Source organism: Azospirillum mesophilum, assembly GCF_053470405.2.
Window position 1 is genome coordinate 184672 of record NZ_JBPXMQ020000007.1, and the last position, 13532, is coordinate 198203.

Sequence of the window (13532 nt, forward strand, 5' to 3'; positions counted from 1 at the left end):
CGCGAAAAAGGCGAACCGATATCGGACGATTGCAGTCCTGAAACGTCACGTTAACGCCTTCCCGCCTATGACGGTGTGTCGCCGCGCGCCCGCGCGTGTCCAGACCGCCATTCATCGGGAGGCTTCATGGACGTCTCCAGCACCCGCGAACACCACAGCCAGCCGGCACCGCCCGCGCCCCCGCGCTGGGTCGCGGTGCCGGAGTTGCTGCTTGTTCTTCTCGTGGCGGTTGTGGTTCTGGCCATGCTCGCGTTGAACGAGGAGGCCGACCGGCTGGCCCTGCCCATCGGCATCCTGCTGTCGGCCATGGCCGCGCTGGCTTTCCTGGCCGTTCGCCGCGCCCATGCTGCCGCCCGTGAGGTCGACCGCTCCGCCCACCTGCTGCGCGCCGCGAACGAAGAACTGGAGGCGAGCCGCCGGCGCTTCCGCGATTTCGCGGAAGCCGCGTCCGACTGGTTCTGGGAGAGCGGGGCGGACCACCGCTACACCTACACCTCCGACCGTCTGGCGACCCTGCTGGGGCGCGACCCGGCGCCGGTGTTCGGGGACTCGCTGCTCGACCTCCGCCCGCTGGTCGAGGATGCCGACACCTGGCTGGAGTATCTGGCCGACATCGAGGCCGGTCGGCCATTCCGCGACCTGGAGGTGACCCACCAGGACGAGACCGGCGCCACGCGCGTCTTCCGCCTCAGCGGCCAGCCGGTGTTCGACGGGGCCGGGCAATTCGCCGGCTATCGCGGCACGGGCATCGAGACGACGGCGGAGACGCTGGCCCTGGTCGAGGCGCGCTTCATGCAGGCGGTGGTGCACGACGCGCTCGCCAGCATTTCGGAAGGCTTCGTCCTGTTCAGCGCCGACGGGCGGCTGATCTTCTGTAACGAGCGCTACCGGCAGGCATACCCGAACCTTGCCGACGTTCTGGTGCCGGGCGCCGCCTTCGAGGACATCCTGCGCGCTGCCGCCGAGCGCGGCGGCTACGAGGGCGACGACCGCGACATGGCCGCCTGGATCGAGGCGCGGCTGAAGCGTCACCTCCTGCACAGCGACCCGGTGGACGGCCGCCTGTCCGATGGGCGCTGGTACCGCATCAGCGAGCACGCGACCGGCTCCGGCGGCATCGTGAAGATCCTGATGGACATCACGGAGCTGAAGCGGCGCGAGGAGGAGCTGGCCGGCCAGACCGAACGGCTGGAGTCCACCGTCAGCGCGCTGCGGGAAAGCGAGCGCCGCTACCGGCAACTGGTCGAGTTGGCACCCTACGGCATCGCCATCTGGGACCGACAGGCCATCCGCTTCGCCAACGCGGCGGCGGATTCGATCTTGGGAGTGGGGCGCGAAGGCGGGCTGGCCGGTGCCGATCTCGGCCGCTTCATCGAGGATTTCGGCGCGGTGGCGGAGCGGCTCGGCCGGGCCGCGGAGGGTGACGGGCAGCGGCTGGAGTGCGAAATCCTCCGACCCTCCGGCGAGCGCCGCCATGTGGAGATCGGCGCCTATCCGGCGGTCTACCAGCGTGGAGCGGCGGTGCTGCTGGTGCTGAACGACGTGACCGACCGCCGCCGGGCGGAGGCGGAACTCCAGCGCTCGCAGAAGATGGAGGCGGTCGGCCGCATGGCCGGCGGCATCGCGCACGAGTTCAACAACATGCTGACCGCCATCGGCGGCTTCGCCCGGCTGGCCGAGCGCAACCCCGGCGACGAGGCGCGTGTGGTCACCTGCGTGCGGGAGATCGCCAAGGCGTCCGACCGGGCGGCGGCGCTGACCGCGCAGCTGCTCGACTTCTCCCGCCGCCGCGCCGCCGACGAGACGGAGGTGGTGGCGCTGGCCCCGCTGGTGCGCGACCTGCGCGTCTTCCTGAAGCCGCTGATGAGCGCCGGCATCGACCTGGAGATCCGGATCGAGGACGACGGGGCGCACGCGGTCGCCAACCCGGTGACGCTGAACCAGGCGCTGCTCAACCTCGCGCTCAACGCCCGCGACGCGATGCCGGAGGGCGGGCGGCTGACCGTGTCGCTGGGCACGGAAACGCCGGACGCCGCCTTCTTCGCGCGGCACGACGGGCTGGCGCGCGGTTGCTACGCCGTCATCCGCGTCGTCGACGAGGGAAGCGGCGTGCCGCCGGAGATCCGCGACCGCATCTGGGAGCCCTTCTTCACAACCAAGGAGCCGGGCAAGGGCACGGGCCTCGGCCTCTGGATGGTCTACGGCACGGCCCAGCAGGCCGGCGGCGCTGTGGAGATGGACAACGGGCCGGAGGAGCGCGGCAGCGTCTTCTCCATCCACCTGCCGGCCGTCGCGGCCCCGGCATGCTCCGCGGGCGGGGTGGAGCCCCTGCGGCTGGGGGAGGACGACGGCGCCGCGATCCTGCTGGTGGACGACGAGGACTCCGTGCGCGCCTACCTGAAGCTGGCGCTGGAGGAGGCGGGCTGCACCGTCACCGAAGCCGCCGACGGGGTGGAGGCTCTGGCCCGCTGGGACGAATGCGGCGGGCTGTTCGACGCGGTGGTCACCGACGTGTCCATGCCGCGCATGAACGGGCTGGACCTCGCCCGCGCGCTGGAGGAGCGCAACCCCGGCCTGCGCATCCTCTTCCTGACCGGCTACGCCTCGAAGGAAACGGCGGCGGGGCTCACGGCGCTGCCCGGCCGCGACATCATCATGAAGCCCGTGCCGCCCGAGCGCCTGCTCGACGCGGTGCGGACCCTGCTGGCCGACTGAGGACTGGGACGCGTCTATGGCATCGGACATCGCAAGTGCGGACGCTCATGACATCGACGCCGACGGCGGGACGGACCTCGCCGTCTGCCGCGAGGCGGACGATTTCTACAGCCCGCAGGCGCGCGAGAGCGTCGGCCGTTACTGCCAGCGCTTCTTCGACGAGAACGCCCTGACGCCGACGGAGCTTCTGCACTCCCCCCGGCACCAGCAGAGCCTGTCCAACACGCCGACCTTCGTCGCCATCCTGACCCAGGCCGAACGGGTCATGGACCGCAAGGGCGCCCTGACGCCCCTGGTCAACGAGGTGGCCCGCCTGACGCGGGAGCGGCTGAAGGACGCCCTTCCGCCCGACCTGCTGCCCGCCACCTACGCCGCCACCGTCACCCGCCTGACGGGCGGGAAGGATCCGTTCCTCGGCCGCTTCCATGTGGACGCGGCGCTGACCACCCATCTCTATCAGGCGCGGACCTTCGCGGAGAAGGCGCGGCTGCTGCTGGACTTGGCGGCGGAGCTGGACGACCCCGACGCGCTCGCCCCCATCGACCGGCTGCTGGGGGAAATCCTGCGCAGCGACACCGGCACGGCCTCCTGCGCGCAGGACGCGCCCTTCGCCGATCTGGTGGAGATGATCGTCACGCTGATCGTCGGCGACCGCACGCTGCCCGACACGGCGCCGCCGGTCTTCGCGTCGCTGGAAACGCTGGTCCGCCGCACGGCGATGCCGTTCGTCAGCGACAGCCTGATCGTCGCCTTCCGGCGCGAGCTGGCCAAGCCCACGCGCTTCACCATCGCCGGGGTGGGCGACCTGTTCGGCATCGAGGCGGTGCAGCGGGAGATCATGGCGCTCAGCCAGCTCGCCCAGCGGCTGCGCACGGGCGAAGGCTATTTCGGCGGCGAAAGGACCGAGGCGGCGCTTCAGCGGCGCACCGCGCTGCTGGTCAACGAGGACACGCTGCCGGAGATCACCAAGGGCCGGACGCTGATCCAGAAGCTGCGCATCCTGTTCGTGCTCCAGAAAATGCCGCTGTCGCCGAGCGCGGAGCGCGCGGTCAACGGCTACCTGCGGCAGTTCTTCGATGGGCGCGACTTCTCCGGGCGGCTGCTCGACTGCTGGAAGGAACGCCACGACAAGCTGAAGGGGCTGGGCGAGGTGCAGAAGCTCGTCCTCGACAGCGTCTTCCCGGAGGAGGACCGGGAGTACATGGCCCAGCAGATCGACGACATCCAGAACGCCTTCATCCGCACCCAGCGCCTGCTCAGCCCCCTCCAGGCCAAGGAGGAGCCGAACCCCGACACGGTGCTGGAGATGGTCAAGCTGGCCGGCGAGGGCGCCTTCTGCATGGGGAAGAGCCGCTCGGCCGCCGCCAAGGCGCTCTACCGGCAGGTGCACCGCCCGCGCTTCGTGCGCTCCTTCCTCCTGGCCGCAGCTGGCGGAAAGGAGCGGTCGGCCCGCGCCTCCTGGCTGCGCGGCGCGCTGGCGGTGGTGGGGGTGCCCTTCATCGACCTGGGCAGCCTGCGCGCGCTGGTGGTCGATGACGAGGACGGCCCGCGCGCCTTCGTGGAATCGGTGCTGCACGACCTCGGCATCGGGCAGATCGACACCGCCGTGGACGGGCAGGACGCGCTCGACAAGCTCGTCGGGCACGAGGAACGCTACGATCTGGTCGTCTGCGACTGGATGATGCCGAAAGCGAGCGGGCTGGAGGTGCTGAAACGGGTGCGGGACGCACGGCGCGACCTGCCGTTCCTGATGGTGACCGCGCTCGCCACGCTGAAGGCCGTGGAGCGCGCGCTCGCCCACAACGTCAGCGCCTACATCGCCAAGCCATTCACGCCCGACCAGCTTGAGGACAAGGTCTTCATCGTCCTGACGCAGAAGAGCGCGCCGGCAGCGTGATCGGGGCTGTTTTGCGCTACCAAAGGCTGCTGAGAAACAAAGTTCCTGGTAAATGGAAGATTATTTCGCGGCAGCGGAATTGATTTCCACTGGGGTGTTCAAGTTGATATCTGCTTTTGTCTTTTTGTGTTTGTTAGGCTATGAACGTATTGTGCCTATCTCTTTAACCCAGAATAAACAAGTTGACCCATAAAAATTCCGAAAGTCTGCGACGTGGCAAGTGCGCCGGGCATCAGAACTTTCGGAGGGGTTGTTTTGTTTGCAAATCTCTCAATCCGCGCGAAACTGTGGTGGTTGGTGGCCCTGGCCTGTGCAGCATCAATCACCATTGCAGGTTGCGGTCTGTGGATCAGCCACCAGCGCATGCACGAGGATCGGGTCCAGGCGCTCCGCTTCATGGTCGAAGCGGGCTACAGCATGGCCGCCGCTTACGAGGCGGAGGCCGCCGCCGGCCGGATGACGCGCGAGGAAGCCCAGGCGCGCTTCAAGCAATCTCTTCTCGGCATCCGCTACGACGGCCGGGAGTATCTGTTCGCCATCGGGCTGGACGGCTACGGGTTCGCTCACCCAAGCTCGAAGCTGATGGGGCAGGACACCGCCGGAGTGAAGGATTCCACGGGCACCCCGATCATCCTGGAGATGGCCCGGATTGCCAGGGAGCGCGGCGAGGGGACCTACGAGTATCGTTGGAACGTCGCGCCCGACAGCCCGAACACGGCGGTGAAGCTGTCCTACATCAAGACGTTCCAGCCGTGGGGGATCTTCATCGGCACGGGCGTCTTCATCGACGACATCCAGGCCGCCTTCCTGGAAACTCTGTGGAGGATGCTGGGGCTGGTGGCGATCCTGGCGCTGCCGGCGGTCGCGATGGTCGCGCTGACCGGCGTGAAGCTCAGCGGTGCGATCCGCAGCCTCAGCGACCGCCTGCGCGCCTTGGCGGACGGCGATGTGGCGGTGTCGTTCCCGGAAGCCGGGCGGGCCGACGAGATCGGAGCGATGGCGCGCGCCGCGCAGGTGTTCAAGACCAACGCGGAAGAGAAAGCGCGGCTGGAGGCGGACAATGCGGCCGCGGCACGCCGCGCGGAGGAGGAGAAGCGCCGCACGCTGGAGCGCTTGGCGGAGCGGTTCGAGCACACCGTCGGCGACGTCATGCGCGCCGTCTCGCACGAGACGGAAGCCTTGGAGACGGAAGCGCAGGAGATGACACGCGCCGCCGGCCAGACCGACCGGCTGGCGACCGCCGTGGCCGAGGCGACCGAACAGACGACGCTGAACGTGCAGACCGTCGCGGCCGCCACCGAGCAGCTTTCCAGCTCCGTCGGCGAGATCGGGCGTCAGGTGACCGACGCCTCGCGCATCGCCGGGGAGGCGGTGACGATCTCGGCCCGCGCCACCGGCAAGATCACGGGGCTCGCGGAGGCGGTGGAGAAGATCGGCGCCGTCGTCGGCCTGATCACCAACATCGCCTCGCAGACCAATCTCCTGGCGCTGAACGCCACCATCGAGGCGGCGCGCGCCGGCGACATGGGCAAGGGCTTCGCCGTGGTGGCCGGGGAGGTCAAGCACCTCGCCAACCAGACGGCCCAGGCGACCGGCGAGATCGCCGCCCAGGTGGCCGACATCCAGACGGCGACCGGCGAGGCGGTCGGGGAAATCGAAAGCGTGGCGCGCGTGATCGACCGCGTGAACGAGATCGCGACGATCATCGCGTCCGCCGTCGAGGAGCAGAGCGCGGCGGCGCAATCCATCAGCCGCAACGTTCAGCAGGCCGCCGAGGGCACCCGCGACGTGGCGCAGAACATCGCGGGCGTGAGCGGCGCCGCCGACCAGAGCGGCAAGATGGCCTATGCCGTGCTGGAAGCCTCACGCCAGCTCGCCCAACAGTCGGAGACGCTGAACGGCGAGATCGGCAGCTTCCTTCAGACGCTCCGGGCAAGCTGAAACAGGGCGCGGCGGATGCCTCAATCCGCCGCAGCGCGCTCCTCCTCCGCCCCTCCCACGGCGGACTCCACCCAGCCGGCGACATGGCGGGCGACGGTTTCCCAGCCCGTTTCCAGCATCATGGCGTGGCCCATACCGGGGAAGAAGACGGGCTCGGTCCGTAAGGCGCGGGCGGTGGCGCGCACTTGGTCGGCGGGAAACAGCAGGTCCTTCTCCGCGCCCAGCACGGCGACCGGAATGCTGCGGTCGGGCATGGGCGGGAAGGGGATCCAGCCGCCGATGTCCAGCATCACCCGCCGCGATTCCTCCTGAAGGTAGGGCTCGTACCGGCGGGCCTCCGCAGCCGGCATGGTGTCGGAGAACATGGCCCGCCGGATCGCCTCCGGGTCTATGCAGTCGGCACCGAAGGTCATCAGCAGGCTCATCTGCTGGAACACGTAAGGGTCGCGCCAGGCCAGCCCGACCGTGGACTCCCACAAGCCATGCGGCGGGGCCGAGGCCATCAGGACGGCCGCCGGCAGCCGGCGGCGGATCAGCGCGCGCTGCACCACCATCCCGCCCATGGAATGGCCGATCAGAACCGGCGGGGCAGAGCAGCGGTCGACGGCGGCGAGCACGTCGTCCACATAGTCGGCGATGCCGAAGCAATGCAGTCGGTCGCGCCCCTCGCTGCCGCCATGGCCGCGAAGGGACACGGCGTGCGCTTCCCAGCCTTGTTCCGCGAACCAGGGCAGGAACTTCTCCGCCCAGATCCAGGCGCCGCAGAAGGCGCCGTGGACGAACAGCAGGGGCACAGGCTTCGCCGGGCCGGAGGGCATCCGGCTGAGGATTTCAAGCTGCGGCATGGTCGATCCGGTCGGGGAGGGATAATCAGGGACGGGTCGGGCCTTGAGTTAGACCGCAACGTCGCGTCTGTCCACCGTCGCTCAACCGTTGGCTGCCTTGAACAAATGCGTGCCGAACCAGGACCGCGCGGAGTCCGCCACCATGTCGAGCTTCCCCGGTTCCTCGAACAGGCGGCCGGCGCCGGGCACGACCTCCAGCGCCTTGGTGCAGTGCAGGCGGGAGAAGGCGTCGGTGTTGAGGTCGAGCGCCGGGGCGTCCTTGCTGCCGACGATCAGCAGCGTCGGGGCCGCGACCCCGTTCAGCCACTCCTCGGCAAGGTCAGGGCGCCCGCCGCGGCAGACGACGGCGCCGACCCCGTCATGCTCGGCCGCGCGCCCGGCGGCGATCAGGGCGGTCGCGGCCCCGGTCCCTCCGCCGAAATAGCCGACGGGCTTTTGCGCCACGTCGGTCGCGGTGCGCAGGTGACGGGTCGCCAGGAGCAACCGTTCGGACAGGCGGTGGACGTCGAAGACGTTGGCAGGGTCGGCCTTTTCCTCTTCGGTCAGCAGGTCCACCAGCAGCGTGCCGAAGCCCGCCTCCCGCAGCTTCGCCGCGACGTGCCGGTTGCGCGGGCTCATGCGGCCGCTGCCGGTTCCGTGGGCGAACAGAACCGCGGCGGTGAAGTCCGTGGGCAATTCCAGCAGTCCTGGCAGATCGAGCGGCGGAATGCGGACGTTCGGTTCCATGCGCGGTTTTCCCCCTTCGATGCGCCATGCCGGAACCTTCAACAGGGCGGATGGCCTGTCGGTGCCACCCGATGTAAAGTTGCGCTTCGGATGCGCATCGAACCAACGGAAGGGAACCGCCCGTGACCACACCGCCCAACCCGCCCGTCCTCGACCCCGCCACTCTGGAGGCCAAGACCGGTGTCACCGGCTATCCGGAGCCGTTCCGCGCCGCCGTCGCCGGCCGCACGCGCAAGCGGCTGGGCAACCCGCTGGGCCTGACGAACTTCGGGGTGAACCTGACGCGGCTGGAGCCGGGCTCCGCCTCGGCCCTGCGCCACTGGCACACGCGCCAGGATGAGTTCGTCTATGTGGTGGAGGGCGAGCTGGTGCTGGTCACCGACGCGGGCGAGACGCTGCTGCGGCCCGGCATGTGCGCCGGCTTCCCGGCGGGCAAGCCGGACGGGCACCAGCTGGTCAACCGCTCCGACGTGCCCGCCGTCTATCTGGAGGTCGGCGACCGCACGGCCGGGGACGACGCGTTCTACCCGGACGAGGATCTGGTCTACAAGAGCGCGGACGACCGCTTCTACCACCGCGACGGCACGCCCTGGTAACGCGGGGCGATTTGCGCTAACCATCCGGCCTTCGCAGCCGGGGAAAGCCTGACCGCCATGAGCACCGACATCACGCTGGTCCTGGGCGGCGCCCGGTCCGGCAAGAGCCGCCATGCGGAAGGGCTGGTTACCGCTGCCCCCGGCCCGCGCGTCTACATCGCCACCGCCCAGGTCTGGGACGAGGAGATGGCCGACCGCGTGTCCCGGCACCGGCAGGACCGCGGCCCCGGCTGGACCACGGTGGAGGAGCCGCTGGACCTGCCGGGCGCGCTGCGCCGCCACGCCGTGGCCGGGACGAACGTGCTGGTGGATTGCCTGACGCTCTGGCTGTCCAACCTCATGATGGCGGAGGCGGACGTCGCGGCCCAATCCGCGCATCTGCTGGACGCGCTGGCCGAGGTCGAAGGGCGGGTGGTGCTGGTGTCCAACGAGGTCGGTCTGGGCATCGTGCCGGACAACGCGCTGGCCCGGCGCTTCCGCGATCACGCCGGACGGCTGCACCAGGACGTCGCGGCGCTGGCCTCCCGCGTCGTCTTCGTCGCGGCGGGGCTGCCCATGATTTTAAAGGGTTAGGGAAGAATGACGGACAAGTCGAACGAGGCGGAGGTCAACGCCCGCCACGCCGAGAAGATGAAGCGCCGCAAGGCCCTGCGCGACCGCGTGATGGCGTCGAAGACGGAGGAGAAGGGCCTCCTCATGGTCAACACCGGCAACGGCAAGGGCAAGTCCACGGCGGCCTTCGGCCTGATCCTGCGCGCCGCCGGGCACGGGATGCGCGTCGGCGTGGTGCAGTTCGTCAAGGGCGCCTGGTCCACCGGCGAGACGGTGGCGCTGGAGCGCTTCGACGATCTGGTGGACTTCTACACCATGGGCGAGGGCTTCACCTGGGAGACGCAGGATCGCGCCCGCGACATCGCCGCCGCCGAGGCCGCCTGGGCCAAGGCCAAAGAGCTGATGGCCGACCCCCAATACAGCCTCGTCGTGCTGGACGAGCTGAACATCGTCCTGCGCATGGACTATCTGCCCGTGGCCGAGGTTCTGTCGGTGCTCACGTCGCGCCGGCCCGGCCTGCACGTCCTGGTCACCGGCCGCACCGCCAAGCCGGAGCTGATCGAGGCCGCCGACCTCGTCACGGAGATGACGCTGGTCAAGCATCCCTTCCAGGCCGGCATCAAGGCCCAGCCGGGCATCGAGTTCTAAGCCATGGCCGCGCGCTGCATCATGCTCCAGGGCACCGGGTCGGACGTCGGCAAGTCGCTGCTGGTGGCGGGGCTCTGCCGGGCGCTGGTGCGGCGCGGGCTGACCGTGCGGCCCTTCAAGCCGCAGAACATGTCCAACAACGCCGCCGTCACCGCCGACGGCGGGGAGATCGGCCGCGCCCAGGCGCTCCAGGCGCGGGCCTGCGGCGTGGCGCCGACCGTCCACATGAACCCGGTGCTGCTGAAGCCGCAGTCGGAGATCGGCTCGCAGGTCGTCGTGCGCGGGCAGGTCACCGGCACGGCCAAGGCCGGCGATTACCAGTCCCGCAAGGGGCAGCTTCTCCCCATGGTGCTCGACAGTTTCGAGCGGCTGAAGGGCGAGGCCGACATCGTGGTGGTGGAAGGCGCCGGCAGCCCTGCCGAGGTCAACCTGCGCGCCGGCGACATCGCCAATATGGGCTTCGCCACGGCAGCGGACGTGCCGGTGGTGCTGGTCGGGGACATCGACCGGGGCGGCGTCATCGCCAGCCTCGTCGGCACCCACGCGCTGCTGTCGCCGGACGAGCAGGCGCGGGTCCGGGGCTTCCTGATCAACAAGTTCCGCGGCGACGTGCGGCTGTTCGACAGCGGCCTGTCGATCATCGCGGAGCGCACCGGCTGGCGCTCCTTCGGCGTGGTGCCCTGGCTGTCCGAGGCCGCCCTGCTGCCGGCGGAGGATGCGGTGGCGCTCGACACCTGGAAGGAGAAAGCCGGCGGTTCGCTGAAGGTCGCCGTGCCCATGCTGTCGCGCATCGCCAACTTCGACGACTTCGACCCGCTGGCGCAGGAGCCGGACGTGGCCTTGACCATGGTGCCGCGCGGGCTGCCGCTTCCCGGTGACGCCGACCTGATCATCCTGCCGGGCACCAAGGCGACCATCGCCGATCTGGCCGTCCTGCGCGCCCAGGGCTGGGACGTGGACCTGATGGCGCACCGGCGGCGCGGCGGGCGGGTGCTGGGCATCTGCGGCGGCTACCAGATGCTCGGCCGCCTCATCGCCGACCCGGAAGGCATCGAAGGCCCGCCCGGCGAGGCGGCGGGCCTCGGTCTTCTCGATGTCGAAACGGTCCTGAAGGGTCCGAAGGTGCTGGAGGAGGCGACGGGCACCGAGCGCACGACCGGCGCCGCCGTGGCTGGCTACGAGATGCACATGGGCCGCACCGACGGCCCCGACCGCGCCCGACCCATGCTGTCCCTGGGCGTTGGCCAGACCGACGGCGCCATGTCCGCCGACGGGCGGGTGCTCGGCTGCTACCTGCACGGCCTGTTCGGAGCCGACGGTTTCCGCGCCGCCTTCCTAAAGGGGCTGGGCGCCGCTCCCTCCGGCCAATCCTACCAGGACACGGTGGAGCAAGCCCTCGACCGCATCGCCGAACGGCTGGAAACGCACCTGGACATCGACGCCCTGCTGGCGGTGGCGGAGTAGGGGCGCGTTACAGGATGGCCAGCACCAGCGCTCCGACGACCAGCACCATGCAAGCGCGGCGGTAGAGGAACAGCGCGCGGTCGATGTCCTGGGGGGTGGCGGCGGTGCGGCCCGGTCCCATCCAGGCGTCCTCGATCCGCACATCCCCATAGACGCGCGGACCGCCGAGCCGCAGGTCGAGGGCGCCGGCCATGGCCGCCTCCGGCCACCCGGCGTTCGGGGAGCGGTGGCGGTGCGCGTCGCGCCGGACGGAGCGGAGCGCCTCGTTCGCATCGGCGCCGGCCGTGAAGCGCGCGGCGGCGGCGATCAGCAGCGCGGACAGGCGTGAGCCGGGCAGGTTCACCAGATCGTCCAGCCGCGCCGCCGCCCAGCCGAAGGCTTCGTGGCGGGGCGTGCGGTGGCCGATCATGCTGTCGGCGGTGTTGATCGCCTTGTAGAGCGCAATCCCCGGAAGCCCGCCGACCAGCAGCCAGACGGCGGGGGCCACGACGCCGTCCGAGAAGTTCTCCGACAGGCTCTCGATGGCCGCGCGGCAGACGCCATGCTCGTCCAGCGTGGCCGGATTGCGCCCGACGATGCGCGACACCGCCTCCCGCGCGCCCTCCAGCCCCCCGGTCCGGAAGGCGGCGGCGACCGCCGCCACATGCTCGTACAGGCTCTGCTGCGCGATCAGCGTGGAGGCCAGCGCCGCTTCCCACAGCCCGCCGAACGGCAGGTGCCGGCACAGCCACGCCACGGCGTAGGCCACCCCGCCGACGACCAGCAGCAGCACGAGCACGGCCAGCGCGCCCGCCGCCTTGCGCAGGTCGAAGGAATCGCCCTCGCGGTTGAGCGCGCGGTCAAGCTGGGCGATAAGCGCACCGATCCACACCACCGGGTGACGGATTTGGGCGTACAGTGCGTCCGGATAGCCGGCGGCGGCCTCGATGACGAGAGCGGCGGCGAGCACGGACGGATGAAGCTCCACGGCACAGAGTCCTGACGGGGAAAGGGAAGGGCGCGATCATGGCGGAAACGGTGGCTCGGTCCAAGGGTATCGTCCACGGAGGCGATCTGGACGGCGCGCGGGCGGCCTTCGCGGGCGCGCCGGAGCCTTGGGTGGACCTGTCCACCGGCATCAACCCGTGGCCCTATCCGCTGCCCGCGATCCCGCCCGAGGCCTGGAGCCGCCTGCCCGCCCGCGGGGCCGAATCCGCTCTGCGCGAGGCTGCGGCGGCCTGCTACGGCGCGCCGTCGGCGGCGATGGTGGCGGCCGCGTCAGGGTCGCAGGCCCTGATCCAGCTTCTGCCCAGGCTGCGCGCGCCGGGCACGGTCGCGGTGCTGGGGCCGACCTACGCGGAGCATGCCGCCGGCTGGGCGGGGGCGGGGCACCGGGTGACGGAGGTCCCCACGCCCGACGGCGTCGCGGCGGACGTGATCGTGGTCGTCAACCCGAACAACCCCGATGGGCGCATCCTGCCCCCGGCCGACCTGCTGGACCTTGCCGACCGGCAGGCCGCCCGAGGCGGCTGGCTGGTGGTGGACGAGGCCTTCGCCGACGTGACGCCGGAGGCCAGCGTCGCGGCCCAGGCCGCCCGGCCGGGGCTGATCGTCCTGCGCTCCTTCGGCAAGTTCTTCGGGCTGGCGGGCCTGCGGCTCGGCATCCTGCTGGCCGCACCGGCGCTGGCCGAGGCGGTGCGCGCCGCCGTTGGGCCGTGGGCGGTGTCGGGGCCGGGCCTTGCGGTCGCCACGGCGGCGCTGTCGGATTCGTCTTGGATCGCCGCGACGCGGGAGCGGCTCGCCCGTGAGGCCGCCCGGTTGAACGCGCTGCTGACGGACGCGGGGCTGACCGTCGCCGGGGGCATATCCCTCTTTCGTCTCATCCGCGAGTCGAGGGCCACGGAGCTGTACCACGCGCTTGGACAAGCGGGTATCCTGGTGCGCCGCTTCGACTATCGGACGGATTGGCTCCGGCTGGGCTTGCCGCAGGATGAGGCGGCGGCGGGGCGTCTTCGTTTTGCCTGCCGATTGTTCACAAACACATCGACTTTGCTTTGATTTTGAGCGATCAATGGGCGAGCGCGACAAGATGGCGCACATGGGCAAAAACGGGCATCGGCTAACGTACAGGCGTATCCCACGGTTGCAGCGCAATTATCTTCCATGAGA

At 70.2% G+C, this 13532-nt stretch carries 11 protein-coding genes; 8 read left to right on the top strand and 3 right to left on the bottom strand.

All coding sequences use genetic code 11. The annotated features are described in order from the left end of the window. The first annotated feature begins 126 nt into the window (after positions 1-126). The 3 genes from ACSVC7_RS10450 (at position 127) to ACSVC7_RS10460 (ending at position 6553) form a co-directional block, all read left to right on the top strand. Positions 127-2715, top strand: a complete 2589-nt coding sequence (locus tag ACSVC7_RS10450) for a hybrid sensor histidine kinase/response regulator (RefSeq protein ID WP_448202860.1) — start codon at positions 127-129, stop codon at positions 2713-2715. A 16-nt stretch (positions 2716-2731) separates the two neighbouring features. After that, the gene (locus tag ACSVC7_RS10455) at positions 2732-4612 is read left to right on the top strand and encodes a response regulator (protein WP_448202859.1); all 1881 of its coding nucleotides are present in this window, start codon (positions 2732-2734) and stop codon (positions 4610-4612) included. A gap of 363 nt (positions 4613-4975) precedes the next feature. Beyond that, the gene (locus ACSVC7_RS10460; RefSeq protein WP_448202858.1) at positions 4976-6553 is read left to right on the top strand and encodes a methyl-accepting chemotaxis protein; all 1578 of its coding nucleotides are present in this window, start codon (positions 4976-4978) and stop codon (positions 6551-6553) included. A 20-nt stretch (positions 6554-6573) separates the two neighbouring features. Here the strand turns inward: ACSVC7_RS10460 and ACSVC7_RS10465 are convergent, their stop codons facing one another. Both ACSVC7_RS10465 and ACSVC7_RS10470 read right to left on the bottom strand, forming a co-directional pair. Further along, positions 6574-7398: an alpha/beta hydrolase gene (locus ACSVC7_RS10465; RefSeq protein ID WP_448202857.1), complete on the bottom strand. Its 825-nt coding sequence runs from the start codon at positions 7396-7398 to the stop codon at positions 6574-6576. Between the two features lie 81 nt (positions 7399-7479). Continuing rightward, entirely contained in the window at positions 7480-8124 is a 645-nt protein-coding gene (locus tag ACSVC7_RS10470; protein WP_448202856.1) for a dienelactone hydrolase family protein, read from the bottom strand. 122 nt (positions 8125-8246) lie between these two features. Here ACSVC7_RS10470 and ACSVC7_RS10475 point away from each other — a divergent pair, with 122 nt between their 5' ends. From ACSVC7_RS10475 to ACSVC7_RS10490, 4 genes are read left to right on the top strand one after another with little or no spacing between them, the layout of a single operon-like run. Further along, positions 8247-8720, top strand: coding sequence for a cupin domain-containing protein (locus ACSVC7_RS10475; RefSeq protein WP_448202855.1), 474 nt, complete (start codon positions 8247-8249; stop codon positions 8718-8720). Between the two features lie 57 nt (positions 8721-8777). Further along, a complete protein-coding gene (cobU, locus tag ACSVC7_RS10480; RefSeq protein ID WP_448202854.1) occupies positions 8778-9293 on the top strand; it encodes a bifunctional adenosylcobinamide kinase/adenosylcobinamide-phosphate guanylyltransferase in 516 nt (171 codons plus the stop codon). Positions 9294-9299: 6 nt separating this feature from the next. Beyond that, positions 9300-9920, top strand: coding sequence for a cob(I)yrinic acid a,c-diamide adenosyltransferase (gene cobO / locus ACSVC7_RS10485; protein WP_448202853.1), 621 nt, complete (start codon positions 9300-9302; stop codon positions 9918-9920). A gap of 3 nt (positions 9921-9923) precedes the next feature. Beyond that, positions 9924-11384, top strand: a complete 1461-nt coding sequence (locus tag ACSVC7_RS10490; protein WP_448202852.1) for a cobyric acid synthase — start codon at positions 9924-9926, stop codon at positions 11382-11384. Between the two features lie 7 nt (positions 11385-11391). Here ACSVC7_RS10490 and cbiB read toward each other — a convergent pair whose 3' ends face one another. Beyond that, complete coding sequence (cbiB, locus tag ACSVC7_RS10495) at positions 11392-12351, bottom strand: adenosylcobinamide-phosphate synthase CbiB (protein ID WP_448202851.1); 960 nt, start codon at positions 12349-12351, stop codon at positions 11392-11394. A gap of 38 nt (positions 12352-12389) precedes the next feature. On the opposite strand from cbiB, the gene cobD reads away from it, so the two are divergent. Further along, complete coding sequence (cobD, locus tag ACSVC7_RS10500) at positions 12390-13421, top strand: threonine-phosphate decarboxylase CobD (protein ID WP_448202850.1); 1032 nt, start codon at positions 12390-12392, stop codon at positions 13419-13421. Positions 13422-13532: the final 111 nt, after the last annotated feature.

Excerpts from the sequence above, each read along its gene's own strand:
- cobU (WP_448202854.1), top strand. The coding sequence starts at position 8,778 with ATGAGCACCGACATCACGCTGGTCCTGGGCGGCGCCCGGTCCGGCAAG.
- ACSVC7_RS10450 (WP_448202860.1), top strand. The coding sequence starts at position 127 with ATGGACGTCTCCAGCACCCGCGAACACCACAGCCAGCCGGCACCGCCC.
- ACSVC7_RS10490 (WP_448202852.1), top strand. The coding sequence starts at position 9,924 with ATGGCCGCGCGCTGCATCATGCTCCAGGGCACCGGGTCGGACGTCGGC.
- ACSVC7_RS10460 (WP_448202858.1), top strand. The coding sequence starts at position 4,976 with ATGCACGAGGATCGGGTCCAGGCGCTCCGCTTCATGGTCGAAGCGGGC.
- ACSVC7_RS10470 (WP_448202856.1), bottom strand. The coding sequence starts at position 8,124 with ATGGAACCGAACGTCCGCATTCCGCCGCTCGATCTGCCAGGACTGCTG.
- ACSVC7_RS10465 (WP_448202857.1), bottom strand. The coding sequence starts at position 7,398 with ATGCCGCAGCTTGAAATCCTCAGCCGGATGCCCTCCGGCCCGGCGAAG.
- cobO (WP_448202853.1), top strand. The coding sequence starts at position 9,300 with ATGACGGACAAGTCGAACGAGGCGGAGGTCAACGCCCGCCACGCCGAG.
- ACSVC7_RS10455 (WP_448202859.1), top strand. The coding sequence starts at position 2,732 with ATGGCATCGGACATCGCAAGTGCGGACGCTCATGACATCGACGCCGAC.
- cobD (WP_448202850.1), top strand. The coding sequence starts at position 12,390 with ATGGCGGAAACGGTGGCTCGGTCCAAGGGTATCGTCCACGGAGGCGAT.